Origin of the sequence: Nocardia camponoti (assembly GCF_014646135.1) — a bacterium.
Lineage (GTDB): Bacteria > Actinomycetota > Actinomycetes > Mycobacteriales > Mycobacteriaceae > Nocardia > Nocardia camponoti.
In genome coordinates this window covers 113,702-130,940 of record NZ_BMMW01000004.1, presented here as the reverse complement: position 1 = coordinate 130,940, position 17,239 = coordinate 113,702, and the positions used below count along the sequence as shown (strand labels likewise).

Sequence of the window (17,239 nt, the reverse complement as noted above, 5' to 3'; positions counted from 1 at the left end):
CAAGATGAGCGATAACTACCGCCCGGTTGACCGGGAACGGATGGTGCACGAACCGGCTAAGACGGCTCGCATCGTCGAGCTCGCGGGCAACGGTCATCGCACCGAGTTCTCCCGCGACCGCGCCCGCGTGCTGCATTCCGCCGCGCTGCGTCGCCTCGCCGACAAAACCCAGGTCATGGGCCCGCGCGAAGGTGACACGCCGCGCACGCGCCTTACCCATTCGCTCGAAGTCGCCCAGATTGGTCGCAGCATCGCCGAGGGGCTCGGTGCCGACCCCGACCTCGTCGACCTCGCTGGACTCGCGCACGACATCGGCCACCCGCCCTACGGCCACAACGGCGAACGCGCGCTCGACGAATTCGCCGACCCCTACGGCGGTTTCGAAGGTAACGCGCAAAACCTGCGCATCCTCACCCGCCTCGAACCGAAGATTCTCGACGCCGACGACGAGAGTTTCGGCCTCAACCTCACCCGCGCCGCCCTCGACGCGACGCTCAAATACCCTTGGGGCAGAAGCGGTTCCGGCTCGAAGTTCGGCGCGTACGAGGACGACCTCGACCGCCTCGCGTGGGTCCGCAAGGACGCGCCCGAGGGTGTGAAGAGTCTTGAGTGTCAGATCATGGATTGGTCTGATGACGTCGCCTACTCGGTGCATGACGTCGAAGACGGCGTGATCGTCGGGCGACTCGACCTGCGCGCCCTCGCCGACCCGCAGGAGCAGGCCGCCCTCGCCGAGCAGGGCGCCGCGCAGCACCCCGAACAGACCTTCGACGACCTCGCCGCCGCCGCGCAGCGCCTTTCCGAACTCGACGTTGTCATGGACGCGACCGGCTACGACGGCACCTTCGCGGCGTCGATCGCGCTCAAGCGCCTCACGAGCGAACTGGTCGGCCGATTCGCGACGGCCGCCATCACCGCCACCCGCGAGCGATCCGGCACCGACCCGCTCACCCGCTACGACGCCGACCTCACCATTCCCGACTCGGTCGCCGCCGAGGTCGCGCTGCTCAAGACGATGGCGTTGCGCTATGTGCGCTCGGATCGGCTGCATTTGGCCCGTCAGCAGGTGCAACGCGAACGCGTCCAAGCCGTCGCCGCGCGGCTCGTCGAAACCGCGCCCGCCCACCTCGACGCGCTGTTGCTGCCGTGGTGGCACGCCGCCAGCGACGATGCCGCGCGCGTTCGGGTTGTTATCGACCAGATCGCGTCGTATACCGAAAGCCGGTTTGAACGGGTCGCCGCCTCGCTTGACCGGTAGTTTCGCCGCCTGACTAGACTCACTCGCGTGGCCGGACGAATCCCAGATCGCGATATCGCGGCGATCCGTGAACGAGTTCGGATCGAAGACGTAGTTGGCGAGTACGTCGCGCTGAAACGCGCGGGCGCCGACTCGATGAAGGGCCTGTGCCCGTTCCACGACGAGAAGTCGCCGTCGTTCCATGTGCGCCCCAACCACGGTCTTTTCCACTGCTTCGGCTGTGGCGAGGGCGGTGACGTCTACAAATTCCTGCAGCAGATCGAGCACATCGGCTTCGTTGAGTCGGTTGAGCAGATGGCCGACCGGATCGGCTACCAGATCAACTACGAAGGTGGCGGCACCTCGGTGCAGCGCGATCGCGGAACGCGCGCGCGACTGGTCGCCGCTAACGCCGCCGCGCACGAGTTTTACGTCGCTAAGCTGCGCGAACCTGAGGCTGCCGCCGCGCACAAATACCTCACCGACCGCAAGTTCGATGGTGCCGCCGCCCAGCAATTCGGCTGCGGTTACGCGCCCGCGGGCTGGGACACGCTCACCAAACACCTGCTGCGTAAGGGCTTCGAATTCAAGGAGCTTGAGGCCGCCGGTCTGTCGAAGCAGGGCAAGCGCGGGCCGATCGACCGGTTCCATCGGCGCCTGCTGTGGCCCATCCGCAACCTCGGTGGCGAGGTGATCGGCTTCGGCGCGCGCAAGCTTTACGACGACGACACGATGCCTGGCAAGTATGTGAATACGCCAGAAACGTTGCTGTACAAGAAGTCTCAGGTGCTCTTCGGCCTCGACCATGCGAAGCGGGAGATCGCGCGTGGGCACCAGGCCGTCGTAGTCGAGGGCTACACCGACGTGATGGCGATGCACCTCGCTGGCGTGAAGACGGCTGTCGCATCGTGTGGCACCGCCTTCGGCGAGGAGCATTTGCAGGTGCTGCGCAGGCTGTTGCTGGACGACAACTTCTGGCGCGGCGAGATCATCTACACCTTCGACGGGGACGCGGCTGGTCAGGCGGCGGCGTTGAAGGCGTTTAGCGGCGACCAGCGCCTTGCAGGGCAGACCTACATCGCGGTCGCGCCGGATGGGCTCGACCCGTGCGAGTTGCGTGAGCGGTCCGGCGATGCCGCGGTGCGCGATCTTGTCGCGCGGCGAACTCCGTTGTACGAGTTCGTGATTCGCGGAATCCTCGCGGAGTACGACCTCGACTCGGTCGAGGGACGTGTGCAGGCGCAAAACCGCGCCATTCCCGTCGTTGCCAAGATCAAAGACAACGCGACTCGTAAGGGTTATGCGACGAAGCTGGCTGGCTGGCTTGGTGAGGACGACATTCAGTCGGTGGTCCGCCGAGTCGGTGACGAGGCACGCAAGGGCAACCAGGGTGCGGTGACGCAGGTCGCGGCCAAGCCGGTCGACTCAGTGCGCCCCGACCCGCGCGACCCGACGTTGCTCGCCCACCGCCAAAGCCTTTGTGCCGCTTTGCAACACCCTGGCGTGGCAGGGCCTTCGTTCGACGAGATCGACGCGGACGCGTTCCTGCATCCGGCGTACAAGATGGTGCGGATGTTGATCGGCAAGGCGGGCGGCACCGGTTCGGGGCTTTCTGGTGCGGAATGGGTCGCCGCTGTGGCTGATCAAAGCGACGACCTCATGCTGCGCGCTCTGGTCTCGGAGCTGGCAAGTGAGCAGTTGCCTGTTCGAACCCAGAATGACGTGCCACGGCTGATCTCCGGGGTGCTAGCGCGCGTGCAGGAGGTCTGGGTTGGGCGCCAGATCGCCGACCTCAAGTCGCGCCTGCATCGGATCTCGGCCTCTGACGACGACTACATGCAACTCTTCGGCGACCTAGTGGCGCTCGAGGCGTACCGCAAGGATCTGGGCCAGCGGGCAATGGGCAACTAGCCGTTGCCGACTTGTCGTTGGCCACGCGCTGCGTTCGGCTGCCTCGCGTGGTCCAACTGCGGAACCTACCGGCGGCGCAACTGGTCGTGGGGGACCAGGATGGTGGTGCGCTCGTCGACGGGCACCATCGGCTCCAGCTTGGGCCGCGTGCTCAACTTGTCGGACAGTTTCTGCCGACTCGCCGAAACCAACTTCTTCGTGACCGGCGACCCGGCGACCGCCCGAGTGGCCGAACTGATCTGCTCATACCGAGCGCGCCCAGCTTTGGTGCCGAGCACGTACCCGGCCGCGACACCGATCATCAACCGCAGCATCTAGTGAAGCTCCTCCCACAATTGTGTGCGCCCCATCCTGCCCGAGCAGACCCCCGAATGTCGATCTGACCGGCCGAGTGTTTCGCGCATCGAGACCGACCGCATCGCCCCGCATCGCCGCAGGTAGAGACCCGATTTGGGAAGTGCGCACCCGATGCGCTAAAGTTTCTTCTCGGTCAGCCAAGCCAAGGAAGACCGCCTGAGAATACACCTCAGGGCAATCCCCTATAGCTCAATTGGCAGAGCAGCCGACTGTTAATCGGCAGGTTTCTGGTTCGAGTCCAGATGGGGGAGCAGTGAAAGAGCCCGCTACCAGTGCGAACTGGTGGCGGGCTGTTTTGTGTTTGCGGCGAAAGTGTCGAAATCCCTTACTTTCCCCGCGTACCGGTCGAGCACCTCGCGCACGTCCGGGCTTAGACCGGTAGCGGGCTTTTTCGGTGCGAAATTTCGCCACCACAGCCTGGTGATCAGCCGTCCAGGTGGTGGGTCTGACTGATCAAGATCAGCACGCTGTGATGGCGACAACTACTCGGCCGATGCCGCCACCAAAGCGTGCTCACCGAGCCGGAGCGCCGACGCGGTCGCCCAACTGACGACGAGCGACGCTCAGACCGCGCTGCTGGACCGAATGCTGACAATCGCACCCGCCGCGCGCAGTGCAGTCGCCAGAACCTCCATTTCGACCCGGGTTCCTTCAAGCCCCCTGGTGCAGAGTTCCTCGGCCATCGCGCGGGCTTCGGTGAGCGACAGCGCTCCGACCTCGCGAAGGGTGCGCATCACCGTCACCAGTGTGGCGGTGCCCGCAGCAACGGTGAGGGTGGACGGGCCATTCGCGTCCAAAATCGCCGCGCGCATACCAGCAAGCGGCGACTGATAGCCGCATTCGGTCCAACGACACCCGCAGCGAGGGCAATCTCCTTCGACGTCCCAGCAATGCGTACCTGCGGTGAGGACTTCGATGATCGTGACTTCAATCGGCGACCTGCATTCGATGCACTCGGTCGTGTATGGAGCTGATTCGATCACGGTGTCCACACGTCGAATGCTAGATGCGCTGATTTGCACCAGAGTTCTTGTGCCTGAACAGGTTCGGTCGCATTATGCGCAATGAGGTTAGTGGATCAACTCGATGCCCCGGGCCCGCAAGGTCACCTGGAGATGGGGCGCGAGCAATTCCGCACCCAGAACGCGCTGCAGATTCGGGAGGAGGTGGAGGTCGTCGACACTGGCGACATCAAACTGCTCGCCCTCACCGTCCCAATGCGGGCAGCATTCGGAGTAAACCTGGCAGGCTCCGTCGAAGACGAGCTGTTCAATCCCTGCGAGGAGACCGGTCGATAGCTCAAGGCTCTCGAAGTAGGCCTGAGCTTCCGGCATGACCTAGAGGTCGCCATCGAAACCTCGGGCTTCCAGCGTGGCGCGGAGGGACCATGGCGCTAGCACGGGGAACTCGCTGTACATGAGCTCTTCGATAACCGCGAGTTTGAGATTGAAGTCCACGAACTTAGTCACAAGATTAACCTAGCTTCGGCCTACGACAACTACTTCGTGCCGAGCCCCGAACTCGGTCAGCTTCAGCGCATTTGGCGGTGGAATGTGCCTGCGTCAGCGCTCGGGCGTGTACTTCTTCACGATTGGTCAGGAGCCGCAACGACAGACGATCCGGGCGAATTCGGCGGCGGTCACGTCGTGCCATTCGCCCAAGGTCGGGCGCTGGAAGACAACGTGATCGGGGGTGGTCGCCGCGTGGTCGAATACCGCGTTCGTGATGTCGATCGAGGATGAAATATCTTGTGACACAGTCATTCTCATCACGCACCCATTCGGGCCACGCTGGCCAACGTCCGTGCCGCCCCAGCTACGTCGAGTTGCAGGAACAAGCCGCTGTCGCTGCTTTCCTGGCGCATCGTCACGGTGTCGCCCGCGAGAATCGGACCCACGTGCTCGACGATCGCCCGATACGGCTGGTCACGCACCTCCGGCCGTCGCGCGAGCGCCTCCTCGACCGCCTCCGAGGGCGCGACCGTGCTCACCGGTGGCGCGGCGTGCCCCGACCTCGGCCCGCTGTTCTTCGAGCCGACCGTTTTCGCGCAGACCGTACCGGGCGGCGACATCGTCCCAACCTCGTTGGCGCTGCTGTTGCCCGCCTTTTCCGAGGGTGGCTGAGCGGCTGATCCCCGACTACGGCCCGATCGGCAAGCGCCCGACCGCGTCGAATACCTTCCTCCAGTCCTTCAATCGGGCTAATGTCGCGCTGCGCACCGACCGGATCGACCGCGTCACCGCGTCGGGCATCCGCACCGTGGACGGGGTCGAACGCGACTACGACATGATCGTGCTCGCCACCGGATACGAGATGTTCTCCGATCCGGAGAGCTATCACGTGGGTGCCGTCGTCGGGCGTGACGGCTTCGACCTGGCCGAATTCTTCGCCAGTAAGGGACTTCAGGCCTACGAGAGCGTGGCCATCCCTCGACTGCCGAACCGCTGGCTGATCTCGGGCCCGTACTCGTGGACCGGCTCGGGGTGGCACACCCTGGTTGAAGTCAGTGCGACACACGCGATTCGGGCCATCACGAAGGGTCGCGAGCGTGGCGCGACCGTGGTCGAAGTGCGCGAGTCAGCGCATGCCGACTACCACGATCAGGTCCGCAGCCGAGGCAAGCTGATCAAGCACTACTTCACGGTCCAAAACGCCGGTCTCCGAACGTATTACGTGAACTCCCAGGGCGACATGGCCTATCTGCGCCCATCGACCCTGTGCGAGGCCCGTTGGCGCAGTAGGCATTTCCCGATCGACGACTACCGATTCGAGACGTTGTCGTCACGTTCGGGGTCGAAGTCCCACAATGAAATTCGTGACCGTGTCGTGCAGTAGGTGTTCCGCGGCCTCTTCGGCGAGGAATCCGGAGACGACGAAGTCGGCCAAACCGTGCACCGCCGCCGCGAGCGACATGCTGATTCGCGCCGGATCACCGGGCATCACCTCGCCTGTGCGTTGCCCCTCGGCCATCAGCGCGATGGCCGGGGTGAACGTCCGGCGCATCGCCTCGGCCAATTCGGGGGTGACGTCGGCGTGCTGTTTGCTGCTGAACATCAGGGTCAGCAGGGCCGCGTTCTCGACGGCGAACCGGAGATGGATGCGTGCGGTCGCGTACACGCGTTCGGCGAAGGTGCCGTCGATGGCCGCGTCCTCGGCCGCATCCTCGGTCTGCTCCTGGTCGCGGTGGTGGTCACCACCACCGAAACCGAACCACAGCGCGACATCTCGGTCCTCGTTCAGGTGCTCGCGTGCGCTGTCGTGCTGGCCAGTGGGGTCGGCGCGGTGGCGCTCGCGATGGGTCGAATCCAGCTCGACAAGGGCCTGGTGTCGCTGCTCGGTGCCGACGTCGCGCTCGCGCTCGTCGGCATCGCCGTGCTCATCGCCGGGATGTGCGGTCTTGGGGCCGCCGGCGTCGCCGCGGTGATCGCGCTCATCGCCTTCGTCGTTGTCATGGCGGTGGTCGAATCGTTTGTCGCGGTGTTGACCACCGCCCTGGATCAGGCCGGGGTGCGCTGGGTCAGTGACGAATCCTGGGTGAGGATCAGCTGGTGCAGTCGGCGCAGGTCGTGGCCCGGTTCCACCCCGAGATCGGCCACCAGCGCGGCACGCGATGACTGATAGAAGTTCAGCGCGTCGGCCTGCCTGCCGCAGCGGTAGAGGGCAAGCATGTACTGGCGACAGAAACTCTCGCGCTGCGGTGCGGTCGTGGTCAGCAATTCCAGCTCGGGCGTGAGTTCCCGATGGAGCCCGCAACTGAGTTCGGCGTCGAAACAATCCTCGTATGCACCCAGCCGCTCGTCCTCGATGGCCGACAACTCGTTCCAGCCGAGGCCCGCTTCCAGCAGATCGGCCATCGCAGCGCCCGACCACATGCCGAGCGCTTGGCGTAGATAGGCGCGGGCTAGCGCCGGATGGCCGTCGTCGAGTTCCCGCCGACCCAGCCGCACGAGTTTGCGAAATCGGTAAAGGTCAACGGTGTCGGGGTCGAGTCGCAACAGGTAGCCGGGCGTCTGCGTCACCAGCTCGACACCGTCGAACTCGTGTTTGACGAAGGTCTTGCGCAAGGTCGAAATCGAATTCTGCACGATCTTGCGGGCAGTCGGCGGAGCATCGTCGGCCCACAGCGCCTTGCGCAAGCGGCTCGCCGGAACGACCTGATTGTGGTGCAGCAGCAGGTAACCCAACACCGCCCGACGCGTCACCCCACCGAGATCGATCCGCTCGTCGTTCGCGTAGGCCTCAATCCGCGCGTTCGCGCCCCTCCCAGAACTTGCGCCGCAGCTCCCGTCGCAGGATCTTGCCGCTCGCATTGCGCGGCAGGCTGGCGATGACGTCGAAACGCTGCGGACGTTTGAACGCGGCGACCTTGTCGCGCAGATACAACGACAGTTCGCGGCCGGTGACCGTCTGCCCGGGCCGCACCACGATGAAGGCGTGCACCGCCTCGCCCCAACGCTCGTCGGGAATGCCGACGACGGCCGCGTCCTGGACGGCGGGATGGCTGGTGATGGTGTTCTCCACCTCGGCGGGATACACGTTCTCGCCGCCCACGATGATCATGTCGTTGATGCGGTCGCTGACGAACAGATAGCCCTGCTCGTCAAGCCAGCCCGCGTCACCGCTGTGGACGTATCCGTCGACCAGCGTCGTCGCCGTCGCCTCCGGTCGGTTCCAGTAGCCGAGCATCGGCGCGGGCGGCCGGACGACGATCTCGCCCACCTGGCGCGGCGGCAATGGCTCGCCGCTGTCGTCGATCACCGCGATCTCGCAGCCGGGGTAAGGCCGTCCGGCCGAACGCAGCCGTGCACCGCCCGCGACATGCTCCGACGGTGGCAGGAACGACACGGGCGTCACGGTTTCGGTCATGCCGTAGAACTGGACGAACTCGCACTGGAATTTCTCCATGCAATGCATGAGCATGCTCTCCGGGATCGGTGACCCGCCGTAGGAGATCTGCCGGAGCAGGTCGAAATCCGCACCGGTCACGCCTGGCTCGGTGAGGATAAGCGCCAACATCACCGGGACCGCGGTCATCGTGGTGATCCGATGCTTCCGAATCGTGGAAAGCGCGGCACCCGGGGTGAATTCGGGGATGATCGCGATGGTGATGCCCGCAATCAGCCCCTGCATCACCCACGCGTGACCCGCGATGTGGAAGCCGGGGATCGCGACGAACGCGCGGTCGTCGGGGCGCGGCACCAGCCAGTCCCAGCCGGACGAGAACGTGATATCCCAGACCGCGAACAAACTCTCCTGCGCGACCATGACGCCTTTCGACGCCCCGGTGGTGCCGCTCGTGTACATCTGCAAGACCGGGTCGGCGCGCGTCGCCCGCACCGGCGGTGTCGTGTCCGGGTGCGGCGCGAGCCAATTGGTGAAACCGCCGCCCCCGTCCTCGGTCGCGTCCATCCCGATCACGGTGACCTGTTGGGCTTCATGCATTCTCGTCGCCCGGGCCAACGCCGCCGCGCCGATGTCGGCGGCGGCCGCGTCGGCAAATAGCAGTCCGCACTGCGAATCGGTGAGAATGTGCGCGATCTCGGTCGGGGTGAGCCGCCAGTTGATCGGCACGACGATGGCACCGACGATAGACGAGCCGATCACCAACTCGTATAACTGCTCGCTGTCGCGCCCCAGATAGGCGATATGGTCCCCGCGCCCGATCCCCGCCGCCGTGAGCGCGTGCGCGACTTTATTGACCGCCCGATGCAGGGCCCGATAGTCGATTTCCCGATCCCCACTGATCAACGCGATGGCGTCCGGGCGCCCCGCCGCGTGCGCGCCGATGACAGACGAAAGCGTCTCCGACGTCGCGACCTTCTTCAGCTCCGTCTGCATAACCATGCGCTCAACGGTATCCACCTGCAGTAACCGCCCAGTAATTCCCGATTTCGGAGACGCCAGCGGAACAACATCGTGCCGCCGAAGATCGCGTCGTTGACGCTGACTTGCGGTGCGTCGGCGGCGATCGTGGCCCACGAGTAGATGTTGACCGCCCCACCGCAATTCATCATCGCGAGATGGAAATCGGTGCTGACGATATGGCTGTCGACGCGGGGGCGCTTTGCTGCCTACCTCGATACTGCGGATCTGACCCGAGATCGAGGGCCTGATCTCGGCCGACGTGTCGGGCCCACCGCTGTCATCGCCCACCGTGCGTGGTAACCGAAGTCTGTGCCACGCCACGTTGAAATACCTTGCGAGACAGTCACTCTCGGATAAGCGGGCTCGCCCCTCGCCCATTTCGGCTGCCTATGCCGCGGGACTGTTGATTCGCGGAGGAAAGCCGACTTCGCGCTACCGGAGTCGAGTTCGTTCTCCCGCTCACCACGCAGCCGTGGGGCGAACGGCTGTTTCAAGTTGTTGACGGGAACGGGTTCATCGTTCAGGTGCTTGAGTGGGGTGGCGCGGGGTAGGTTTTCGTGGGTAAGTGTGTTTGCGCAGGTGCGGGTCGCGCGGCCACTGATCAGCTCGCCGCTGTCGAGGAGTTCTACAGTGGCGCACAGGGATTCACCCAGATGGGCGTAGCCGGTTACCAGTTTAGGCAGGTAGCGGGCCTTTGCGTTCGAAGCACGGAGTTGGACGCCGGTCCACCAGGCTCTCAGGGATAAATTTCGGCGCGAAATTTCGCCACCACAGCCTGGTGATCATCTGTCCAGGTGGCGGAACTAGCTGATCAAGATCAGCACGCTGTGATGGCGAAAGCTACTCGGCCGATGCCGCCACCACAGCGTGCTCACCGATTGCAGGGGGCCGCCACGAGTGCCCCGACTTGCGGCGCGGCAAGGAGGATCGGGCCTGCGCACTCCGTTCGTGAGCACCTGCGTGCCGGGCGCCTCTTCCCTTGCGCGGCGACAGACGCCTTAGCGCGCGCCCATCGCCACCGGGCGCCAGGGTCGCCTCGATGCGTTCAGGCCGGGCTGCCGTCGTGGGATGCCGTGCGTTGTCTCGCCGGGTCCGAGGTATCCCAGGACGGTGGTGAGGAACTCCGTTGGCGTGGGCGGATTTCGGGTCTGGCGGGCGCACGCCCCCTGTCCCGCGGCGACCGCTACCGCGACGACGCCGCAGGCCATCTCGGTGTCATCGGTCCAGGCCCACGGTCCCACGGGTGCGGTGCCCGACCGAAGATTCGACAGCGATCGTCCCATGATGAAGAACTGCGCACCCAGCGCATCGCCGGTGGACAGCCCGGATCCAACGCGCGCAGTCGCACCTGTTCGAACTCGTTCAGTTGCTGTACTGCCCGTGCGTACTCTTCGTCGTGGGGAGTCGTCATGACTGCGGTTACCTCTCGACCATCTGGATCATGACCCGACGCTTGGTGGGCAGCCACACATGACAGATCAGTGCACGCGCGTCACAGGAGGCACCGCATGACCAAGTACACCTACTACACCGCGTCAACGCTCGACGGTTTTCTCGCCGACGAAAATGACAGTCTCGATTGGCTGCTGTCCCAGCCAATCGATGAGCGCGGACCGATGAATATCGAGGACTTCATGACGTCGGTCGGCGCGATTGCGATGGGTCGCACCACTTATCAGTGGCTGGTCGACCACATCGCCGCGTCGGGCGAGGAGTGGCCGTACCCGAGCGTGCCGTCGTTCGTGTTCACGCATCGCGCGTTGACGCCGGTCCACGAATCGATTCAGGTCGTCGACGGAACGCCCGCCTCGCACCGGGCCGCGCTAGAGGCGGCTGCGGGGGACAAGGGCGTGTGGGTCGTTGGCGGCGGCGACCTGGCGGCGCAGTTCGCTACCGACGGAATGTTGGACGAGCTGCTGATCAGCTACGCGCCCGTCACCGTCGGGTCGGGGCGGCCGCTGTTCACGAAGCCGTTCGATTTCGAGCTGCTCGAATGGGCAAGGAACAAAGCGTTTCTGATGGGAAAATACCGCGTGGTTGGACCGCGGGGCGACGCGAACGGCTAGCGTCGCGCCCCCGGCAAGAGCCGAGAGCGCGAGCCGCGCCTACTTCCGTTGCGCGGCAACCGCATTCGGCCTAGATGAACATGGTGTCCCCGAAGACTGCATCGTTCACGCTGAACTGTGACGCGTCGACGGTGATCGTCGCCCGCGAGTAAATGTTCAGTGCCCCACCACAATTCATCATCGCGAGCTGGAGGTCGCGACTCACTGCCGCACCCGAACTGACAAAAGGGACCGGGCGAACCGCATATTTCCTTCCCCCGAAGCGCTGGCGAACCACTGCCGGTCCCGCCGCACTACCGCTACCGCTCACGCGATGTGAGTCGACTATAGGGTGCGCTATGGCCCTAAGAAGCCACTTGTAGCGGGGTTGTCGCAAGGCTCGTTCGGAAACCAAACACGGTGAGACCCATGAATTTTCGCCGCCTGAACGATTTCAATCAACGACGTAGGCCACCCACAGATAGTCGCGCGCCCGACTCGTCGCGACGAGCAGTTGGCGCGCGAGCATCTCGGCGCGATCGCGCGCACCGCCGGTCAGCCGACTGAGCTCGGTTGGCGGTTCGTCGGTCACGTGGAAGACCGCCGCGAAATCCATGCCCTTCGCACGGTGGACTGTGCCGACCTTGATCTCGTGTACCTGCGATCCGTCATAGGCCTCCAGCGCGCGCGTCGAGAAACCCGCACGCTGAAGAACGCGCAGGTAGCGTGCCGCTTCACTGGCGAAGTTCACGATCACCGCGACCTCAGCATCAGGTGGAAGGTCAGCCGCGCGGATGGCGTTCGGCAGCAGACCGTCAACCTCATGGCGCGCGACGTGCATATCGACGACCCGGCCGCCCGGCAGGACCGGCGGACTGTCGCGCAAGGCAATGCCCGCGCCGCCATCGAGGTCGTCAACGGCATTGCTCGCCTCAATACGTTGCGAATACGTCAGCACCGCTTCGCAATTGCGATAGTTCTTCCGCAGAACGCGGCCACGTGCGCCAGCGAGCGAAATGCCAGCCTCCGATAGGGTGCAGCCGCCCGCGTAAACCTGTTGCTGTCCGTCACCGACCAGCAGTAGCTGTGCGTCGGGCCCACCGCCGGCAATAAGGTGAACCAGCCGCAATTGCATCAGGGTGAAATCCTGCACCTCATCGACGACCACCATCGCGAAATTCTCGGTGGAGTCGAGAGGTCGCGCGGTGATTTCCGCGACGGCGAGAGCAATGATGTCATCGAAATCGTGTGCGCCTGCTTTGTCGAGCGTTCGCTGGTAGGGCAGGTACCAGTTCTCCCAGACGTATTCGCGGCGTGCGGCCACTAAGCTGATGCCGTCGCGACCTTTCCTCGGGACACGTTTGTAGACGTCTTTTGTCGCAATCCCTCGACCTTTAATGACCCGGGAGATTTCGTCACGCCAGTATCCGATGTCGGTGTCCTTGACGTTACCTAGCACCTTTCCTGATCTGGTCCAGGCGTGCTTAAACGCGACGTCAACGACATCGGTGTCGAGGTTGAATTCGACGCCCCGGTGATTTAAGAACTTCATCGCCCACGCATGGAGGCCCAGGAAAACGGCCCGATTAGCGGCATCCGGTGCCAGCCGTGCGAAACCTCGCCGGTGGTACGCGGGCAGGGTCTTGACGAAGGTGGTAAACAGCACGCGGCCTGAATTTCGCTTCACAAAATGGGCCATGCGATGGAGTGCGACGACGGATTTTCCCGTGCCCGCAGGGCCGCTGATTCGCGCGGGACCGGTGAACGTGGCGGTGACGTGCGGCAGTTGTTCGGGGTCAAGGAAGGTCATCCAGTCGCTGAATGGTTTGCGCAGCGCCGCTAACCGGGCGTCGGCCGCGATATCTTCCGCGGCGAATAATCCGGTGCTTTCGATAGTTTCGGTGCGGGGCGCGTCGCCCCAGCTAAGCCATTGCCAGGAATTAAGAATTTCGGCAGCCGCTGTCGCGAGTTCGGCGACGCGCTCGGTTCGCATTCGGTTATCTCGGCGAGAGAGAATGTGGACGAAATTGGTTTCGTTGGCGACCAGGTAGCGCCCGGCGGCTGTTATCCGTGACCCGTATGGAACAAGAAAAACGAGTTCGATCGAATGTGGCACGAATTGGGTACCGCTGATGCTGAGTCGTGCGAAAGTTTGCTCTGCCTCTCGCCGGATGGTGAGTAGCGTTTCCGGTGATGGCGGCGTCGCGACGAAGGTTAGCGCGAAGACACCAGTCCTGCTGAGCGCGTACGCGGCAACCCGGCTGGCCGACGGCGGACGAGGGCTGAGCAGCAAATGCCACCCGGGTGTCGTGAGCAAACCCGTTAGGAGTCGCCGCTGTTGAGGCGGAAGATGCCGCTGCTCAGCCAGCTGCTGCTCCGCCCACCTGGCGATGCGCTCGCGGTGAATATTGGCCACGTGACCCCCTTTGGCGCGTCAGCACTGTATCGAGGCGACGCTGTAATCCACTGCGCGACAAGTTAATCGCTCAGGGTTGGCGAGAGGTTGGCATCCCTTGCTAGTGGCGGCGCGTCCATGCGAATCAGTGCCAGTTCACGCTGCCGCTCACCACGCAACCGTGGGGCGAACGCCTGTTTCAAGTTGTTGACGGGAACGGGTTCATCGTGCAGGTGCTTGAGTGGTTTGGCGCGGGGTAGCGTTTCGCGGGTGAGTGCGTTTATGCAGGTGCGGGTGGCGCGGCCCACTGATCAGCTTGCCGCCATCGAGGAGTTCTACAGTGGCGCACTGGGATTCGCGGTCATTGGGCGCTTCGCCGACCACGACGGGTACAGCGGGGCGATGCGGAAAATCCCTATTGGGAGAAGGCGGGCGCGGTCACGTTCGCGGACCCGGATGGGTGGCGAGTGGTGCTGTGCCCGCGCCCCGTCTTTTAGCGTGGCACCCTCAGTCGTCCGCCAAAACCATCAGTGACAGGCGGGTTCGGTCTGCCGACACGACCGCGAATTCGTGGAATTCCGTGTGAATCCACCCGTAATCGTGGTGCGCGCTGTCAGGCAACTTGGGCAAGACGAAGATCGCGTTGCCTTCCGCGAAACGCGTCAAAACCGTCGCCTCGATTCGCGCGGTTAATTCCGGCCGAAGGGTGCCGCAATTCGCGGTCCACTTGTGGGTTTCCGCTGTCGCTTCGGCAGCGGTTACCTTGATGAATTCACCCGGCGAAATCGCGGAGATCCAGTATGGGCCGTGGCGCGGATCGGAAGGGACGACCCCGGCACCGATATACCCGTCGTGGTATTCCGGCTGGCTGATCAACTCGGCGAGTAATTCCTGATCAGAGAGGCACACGTTACCGATCGAGAAGTGTTTGATGTCTATCCACTGGCACGCGGGTCCCGACGGGGGATCGAACGGGTAGTCCCGAAAGTTCACACACTCGGCGTTGGTGTAGCGCACCGCAACGATCTTCCGCTCACCGAACACGAAGCGCACGCGAATTTCGCCGCGGCGCGATTTACTCCTTCACGACCAGCCCAAATGCGGCGGCGAAAGTGGGGGCGAGTTCCATTAGCTGAACAGGGGTCACGGTCGCGCCGCGTAGAGCGTCCAATCCGTCGGTGATCGATAGACCCTCCGCGCCCCGAAAGTCGACCTTCTTCAAGCGTGCCTTGTTGAGCGCTAAGCTGGTGATGCGAGTGCCCGGGAACGTGACCGACGTGACCTTCGCTTCGCCAAGGTCGACGTCGCGCAAGACACAATCGCGGAAGGTCACCGAATCCAGCACGGCCCCACGGAGATTCACTCCCTCAAGCTTGCATCCCTCAAAGATGACTCGGCGAAGTTCGGTGCCGATCGCATCAGTCCCCACCCACGCACACGAGCCGAGCTCAACGTCGCGCCACTGCGAATCGGACAGGTGCGATCCGGTCATCACGACGTCGCGCATCCACACATCGGTGAAGCGGGCCGCACCGAACGCCCCGCCAGCGAAGGTCACGTCGAGCAGCACCGAATCCGAAATTCGGGTATCACGCAGGTCAATTTCCTTGTATTCCTGGTGCTCGATGCGCGCGCAGTCGAAGTCGCCTTCGGCACTGAGCTGTTCGACGTACTCAAGGTGCCGAAAAAACGAGAGTTGCTCAAGTTGGCGCACGTGCTACCTCGCAGTCGTTGGTCGGGTGCCGGATTATCCCCCGCTCACCGAAGGCGCGACGCACGTGAAGCTGTTCGGGTCGGTCAGGGAACCGTGGCCAGGGTAGTGCGAGATGGTTGGGTAGCGGCACAGGTTTCGCTGCACCGGTTTGCCGTCGACGTTCGTTAATTCGGCCCGGAGGGTGTCGGGGGCCTTTCCTTTTTCCACCCAATCAACGAGTGCGGCGAAATCGGGAGTTTTGGTGCCGAGCGCGCAATGGGACGAACTTGGGGCGACGAAGACGCGGTAGAAATCGTCGACGCGCGCACCGAGTTTCGCTTCCACTTTTTCGCGGTATTCGATCGTGCCGTGCGGGAAAACCAGCTGGTCCCACTCCTCGTGGACGGTGAGTAGTTTGCCGCCAGCTTGGGCGAAGCGCGAGAGGTCAGGGTTATCGGAGCCGATGATTGAGTCGAATTCGGTTGCGTCAGTGAAGAGTTCAACGAGCTGTGCCGAGGTTAGCGTGGCAACGTCGAATTTCGGATCTTTCTTGAGGAAGTACGAGACCCAGCGTGCCGGAATAACGAAAGGCGAACCGTGGTCGCCCTTCGTTTCGGCGAGATAAGCGAAATCTGCGCCTACTGGAAGTCCGGCCCATAGCCGCTTGCCAGACGCATCGCGCGGACCATCCCAAATGCGACGCACTACTTCAGCATCCGCCTCGGTAATGGTCACCGATTTCCCTTCGCACAGCACGCTTGTGCCGACCAAAGTGCGTGGGTCGAAATCGCAGCGGGCGAGGTCGCTCACCAAGCCGTCGACCGCCCCGTCGCGTGCGTCGCATGCCGAAACGACCGCACGATTAACCGCCGCGAAAACGCATTTGCTCGGATACGTGTGCGCCTCGTTCATTACGACCTGCGGCCACAATCCGGCGAGCTGAAATTGGTTCCAGCTAATCGCAGGAGAATTTGCGAGAATACCGTTGTAATCGCCCGGATGCTGTTGTGCGGCAGCGTAACCCTGGCGTCCGCCCGTTGAGCACCCGCGCCAATATGAATACGAAACGGCTTTCCCATAAAACGACAGAATGAGGTTTTTGCTCAGTACAGCGAGGTCGTGCTGGGAACGGGAACCGAAATTGCGCAGCAGTTCGGTGTCGACCGTTCCGTTCGGGCGCAACGCCCAGCGAGTGTCGAAACGCTCGCCCACGCCAGCGTCGGTCGTCGCGGCCGCGTAGCCATCTTTCACGGCCAGTGCCAGGGCGCCGCCGTCATTGCCCGCCGAAAACGCGGCACCGCCGAGCGCCTGAAGTCGCCCATTCCAGCCCGCATTCGGCAGCCACACGTCGGCCTTGACGTGGTCGCCCGCGCCGGGATGCGCGAGCGTGACGGTGACCTGGCAGTACGCGCGAACGTCCGGCACCTGGTAGCCCTTGCCTGGTTTCGCGGTTGGCACTTCGAACGTGCCCGCCTCATGCGCCCGCGTGACAACCGATTCGATAACCGTGCCTTCGGGCGCGGCCAGACTGGCGAATTCGCAGGTCGGCGCGCTCTCGGACAGTGCGCGCGGGACGAAAACCGCAGCCGCGACGGTAATCGCGACGCCAACGAGTGTCGCGGCAGAACGTTTCATGAGCGGGTGTTCCTTGAGCTATCGGTGCTGGTCAGTCGGGGCGTGCGGTGATCCGACTGAGCAGTCTCCGATAACGCGCTCCCAGCATCTCAGCCTGTCGA

19 protein-coding genes, 1 tRNA gene and 2 pseudogenes are annotated in these 17,239 nt (G+C 63.8%); 8 read left to right on the top strand and 14 right to left on the bottom strand.

What is annotated here, in order from left to right:
- Nucleotides 1-4 precede the first annotated feature (4 nt).
- Both IEX78_RS19160 and dnaG read left to right on the top strand, forming a co-directional pair.
- On the top strand, nt 5-1,258 hold the full coding sequence (locus tag IEX78_RS19160; RefSeq protein ID WP_188830408.1) for a deoxyguanosinetriphosphate triphosphohydrolase: 1,254 nt from the start codon (nt 5-7) through the stop codon (nt 1,256-1,258).
- 27 nt (nt 1,259-1,285) lie between these two features.
- Entirely contained in the window at nt 1,286-3,148 is a 1,863-nt protein-coding gene (dnaG, locus tag IEX78_RS19155) for a DNA primase (protein ID WP_188830407.1), read from the top strand.
- A gap of 65 nt (nt 3,149-3,213) precedes the next feature.
- Here the strand turns inward: dnaG and IEX78_RS19150 are convergent, their stop codons facing one another.
- Nucleotides 3,214-3,462, bottom strand: a complete 249-nt coding sequence (locus IEX78_RS19150; protein WP_188830406.1) for a hypothetical protein — start codon at nt 3,460-3,462, stop codon at nt 3,214-3,216.
- Between the two features lie 221 nt (nt 3,463-3,683).
- Between IEX78_RS19150 and IEX78_RS19145 the strand changes: the two genes are divergently transcribed.
- Nucleotides 3,684-3,756, top strand: a tRNA-Asn gene (locus IEX78_RS19145).
- A 312-nt stretch (nt 3,757-4,068) separates the two neighbouring features.
- Here IEX78_RS19145 and IEX78_RS19140 read toward each other — a convergent pair.
- The 5 genes and pseudogenes from IEX78_RS19140 to IEX78_RS19125 form a co-directional block, all read right to left on the bottom strand.
- A complete protein-coding gene (locus tag IEX78_RS19140; RefSeq protein ID WP_188830405.1) occupies nt 4,069-4,497 on the bottom strand; it encodes a hypothetical protein in 429 nt (142 codons plus the stop codon).
- Between the two features lie 78 nt (nt 4,498-4,575).
- Nucleotides 4,576-4,842 (bottom strand): annotated as a pseudogene (locus IEX78_RS24785) (DUF6892 domain-containing protein); the annotation flags it as partial.
- Complete coding sequence (locus IEX78_RS24550) at nt 4,843-4,974, bottom strand: DUF6892 domain-containing protein (protein WP_268240917.1); 132 nt, start codon at nt 4,972-4,974, stop codon at nt 4,843-4,845.
- 126 nt (nt 4,975-5,100) lie between these two features.
- Nucleotides 5,101-5,268: a hypothetical protein gene (locus tag IEX78_RS19130; protein WP_188830403.1), complete on the bottom strand. Its 168-nt coding sequence runs from the start codon at nt 5,266-5,268 to the stop codon at nt 5,101-5,103.
- 5 nt (nt 5,269-5,273) lie between these two features.
- Entirely contained in the window at nt 5,274-5,495 is a 222-nt protein-coding gene (locus tag IEX78_RS19125; protein WP_188830785.1) for a hypothetical protein, read from the bottom strand.
- On the opposite strand from IEX78_RS19125, the gene IEX78_RS19120 reads away from it, so the two are divergent.
- Both IEX78_RS19120 and IEX78_RS19115 read left to right on the top strand, forming a co-directional pair.
- Complete coding sequence (locus IEX78_RS19120) at nt 5,488-5,628, top strand: hypothetical protein (RefSeq protein ID WP_188830784.1); 141 nt, start codon at nt 5,488-5,490, stop codon at nt 5,626-5,628. The two genes, IEX78_RS19125 and IEX78_RS19120, sit on opposite strands and share 8 nt — an antisense overlap.
- Complete coding sequence (locus IEX78_RS19115) at nt 5,621-6,340, top strand: NAD(P)/FAD-dependent oxidoreductase (RefSeq protein ID WP_188830402.1); 720 nt, start codon at nt 5,621-5,623, stop codon at nt 6,338-6,340. Before IEX78_RS19120 ends, IEX78_RS19115 begins: the two co-directional genes overlap by 8 nt.
- Here IEX78_RS19115 and IEX78_RS19110 read toward each other — a convergent pair.
- The 3 genes from IEX78_RS19110 to IEX78_RS19100 form a co-directional block, all read right to left on the bottom strand.
- Complete coding sequence (locus IEX78_RS19110) at nt 6,287-6,559, bottom strand: hypothetical protein (protein WP_229684106.1); 273 nt, start codon at nt 6,557-6,559, stop codon at nt 6,287-6,289. The two genes, IEX78_RS19115 and IEX78_RS19110, sit on opposite strands and share 54 nt — an antisense overlap.
- Before the next feature lie 443 nt (nt 6,560-7,002).
- Nucleotides 7,003-7,707 (bottom strand): AfsR/SARP family transcriptional regulator, encoded by a 705-nt coding sequence (locus tag IEX78_RS19105; protein ID WP_188830400.1) that lies wholly within the window; start codon nt 7,705-7,707, stop codon nt 7,003-7,005.
- A 37-nt stretch (nt 7,708-7,744) separates the two neighbouring features.
- The gene (locus tag IEX78_RS19100) at nt 7,745-9,349 is read right to left on the bottom strand and encodes a long-chain-fatty-acid--CoA ligase (protein WP_188830399.1); all 1,605 of its coding nucleotides are present in this window, start codon (nt 9,347-9,349) and stop codon (nt 7,745-7,747) included.
- Between the two features lie 1,529 nt (nt 9,350-10,878).
- Here IEX78_RS19100 and IEX78_RS19095 point away from each other — a divergent pair.
- Nucleotides 10,879-11,436, top strand: coding sequence for a dihydrofolate reductase family protein (locus IEX78_RS19095; protein ID WP_188830398.1), 558 nt, complete (start codon nt 10,879-10,881; stop codon nt 11,434-11,436).
- Nucleotides 11,437-11,506: 70 nt separating this feature from the next.
- Here the strand turns inward: IEX78_RS19095 and IEX78_RS24545 are convergent, their stop codons facing one another.
- Together IEX78_RS24545 and IEX78_RS19090 are read right to left on the bottom strand one after the other, a co-directional pair.
- Nucleotides 11,507-11,641 carry a hypothetical protein gene (locus IEX78_RS24545; RefSeq protein ID WP_268240916.1) on the bottom strand — a complete coding sequence of 45 codons (135 nt, stop codon included), beginning with the start codon at nt 11,639-11,641 and terminating at the stop codon, nt 11,507-11,509.
- Nucleotides 11,642-11,869: 228 nt separating this feature from the next.
- A complete protein-coding gene (locus IEX78_RS19090; protein ID WP_188830397.1) occupies nt 11,870-13,831 on the bottom strand; it encodes a UvrD-helicase domain-containing protein in 1,962 nt (653 codons plus the stop codon).
- Between the two features lie 117 nt (nt 13,832-13,948).
- On the opposite strand from IEX78_RS19090, the pseudogene IEX78_RS24780 reads away from it, so the two are divergent.
- A pseudogene (locus IEX78_RS24780) lies at nt 13,949-14,161 on the top strand (hypothetical protein); the annotation flags it as partial.
- Nucleotides 14,162-14,163: 2 nt separating this feature from the next.
- Nucleotides 14,164-14,307 (top strand): hypothetical protein, encoded by a 144-nt coding sequence (locus IEX78_RS24775; protein ID WP_373291634.1) that lies wholly within the window; start codon nt 14,164-14,166, stop codon nt 14,305-14,307.
- Nucleotides 14,308-14,317: 10 nt separating this feature from the next.
- Here IEX78_RS24775 and IEX78_RS19085 read toward each other — a convergent pair whose 3' ends face one another.
- From IEX78_RS19085 to IEX78_RS19075, 3 genes are read right to left on the bottom strand one after another with little or no spacing between them, the layout of a single operon-like run.
- Nucleotides 14,318-14,863, bottom strand: coding sequence for a hypothetical protein (locus IEX78_RS19085; protein WP_188830396.1), 546 nt, complete (start codon nt 14,861-14,863; stop codon nt 14,318-14,320).
- A gap of 22 nt (nt 14,864-14,885) precedes the next feature.
- Complete coding sequence (locus IEX78_RS19080) at nt 14,886-15,524, bottom strand: pentapeptide repeat-containing protein (RefSeq protein WP_188830395.1); 639 nt, start codon at nt 15,522-15,524, stop codon at nt 14,886-14,888.
- A 33-nt stretch (nt 15,525-15,557) separates the two neighbouring features.
- Nucleotides 15,558-17,138 carry a tannase/feruloyl esterase family alpha/beta hydrolase gene (locus tag IEX78_RS19075; protein ID WP_188830394.1) on the bottom strand — a complete coding sequence of 527 codons (1,581 nt, stop codon included), beginning with the start codon at nt 17,136-17,138 and terminating at the stop codon, nt 15,558-15,560.
- Nucleotides 17,139-17,239: the final 101 nt, after the last annotated feature.

What these genes read in the sequence shown, in the direction of transcription:
- IEX78_RS19160 (WP_188830408.1), top strand. Translation starts at nt 5, where the DNA reads ATGAGCGATAACTACCGCCCGGTTGACCGGGAACGGATGGTGCACGAA.
- IEX78_RS19150 (WP_188830406.1), bottom strand. Translation starts at nt 3,462, where the DNA reads ATGCTGCGGTTGATGATCGGTGTCGCGGCCGGGTACGTGCTCGGCACC.
- IEX78_RS19130 (WP_188830403.1), bottom strand. Translation starts at nt 5,268, where the DNA reads ATGACTGTGTCACAAGATATTTCATCCTCGATCGACATCACGAACGCG.
- IEX78_RS19110 (WP_229684106.1), bottom strand. Translation starts at nt 6,559, where the DNA reads ATGTTCAGCAGCAAACAGCACGCCGACGTCACCCCCGAATTGGCCGAG.
- IEX78_RS19100 (WP_188830399.1), bottom strand. Translation starts at nt 9,349, where the DNA reads ATGGTTATGCAGACGGAGCTGAAGAAGGTCGCGACGTCGGAGACGCTT.
- IEX78_RS19095 (WP_188830398.1), top strand. Translation starts at nt 10,879, where the DNA reads ATGACCAAGTACACCTACTACACCGCGTCAACGCTCGACGGTTTTCTC.
- IEX78_RS19075 (WP_188830394.1), bottom strand. Translation starts at nt 17,138, where the DNA reads ATGAAACGTTCTGCCGCGACACTCGTTGGCGTCGCGATTACCGTCGCG.